The organism is Aurantimonas sp. A3-2-R12 (assembly GCF_036016755.1).
GTDB classification, from domain to species: Bacteria; Pseudomonadota; Alphaproteobacteria; order Rhizobiales; family Rhizobiaceae; genus Aurantimonas; species Aurantimonas coralicida_A.
In genome coordinates, this window is sequence record NZ_JAYXIH010000136.1 from 1 (window position 1) to 882 (window position 882).

Here is an 882-nt window from a genome sequence, read left to right on the forward strand (position 1 = left end):
CTTTCATATGGCCATGCCGGCTCTCGATCGAGCCATTCTCATGGGCAATGCCGCGATTGTTGCGGGTCGGCGTCATGCCGTAGTGCTCGGCGAGAGCTGCGAACCGGCGGGTCAAATCCTCGGACTGGTCCTTGCGCAGATTGCGGAAAGCAGCGGACAAACTGTCGGAACGATGTTCTGCAGGAACCCCTCCCAGTGCCGCCAAGGCATTGCAGAGACCCGAGGACAGCGCCGTATAGCTCTCGCCGCCGAGAACGACTTCGCCATGTTCGAAGCCGGAATAAACCAGCGCGAAGTGGTAGAGGCGATGATCGAGGGGCTGGCCGGCAATGGTGACGTCGAGGCCGTTCATGTCGGTGAAGTCTGATAGGCCCATTTGGCCAGGATGATGGACCTGGGGGAAGATCACGGCCTGATCCGGACCGTGAAAGGCGCGCCATGTCCGAATCCGCCGCTCGAGTGACCGTCGCATCGTCTCATCGACGCGGTCGTGATGACGCCGGATCAATTCCCGCAGAATGGTGATCGGTCTCAAGGCCGGTGCCGCCGAAAGCATCGGTACGATCTCCTCGTCCCAAAGCCCCTCGAACGGATCTTGCCGGGTACGATAATCGCGTGACGTCTTGCGCAGGGACGGAGGGCGCGGGTCCCGCTCGATCCGGCGTCCTGTCGCAACCGAAATCCCGGCGATCGCCGCGGCGCTTTCCTGTGAACGTTTGATGCGGTGCTTCATGTAAAGTCTCACCTGTTGGTCGTTGATGTGTTTGCCCGGCATCGCACCTCCTCTTCATCAAGGAGATGGGATTGCCGGCCACGACCCGCAGGTGAAGCCGAAGCGGTCGGTCTCCGGCTTCGATCGGGCTACGCCCTCACAAAGCCGGA

Annotated in this window: 1 protein-coding gene; it reads right to left on the minus strand. The window is 61.5% G+C overall.

Annotation, left to right across the window (positions count from 1 at the left end; all coding sequences use genetic code 11):
- The coding region (gene istA / locus VSX60_RS22420) for an IS21 family transposase (RefSeq protein WP_327626442.1) at nt 1-775 on the minus strand (775 nt) is incomplete at its 3' end.
- Nucleotides 776-882 lie beyond the last annotated feature (107 nt).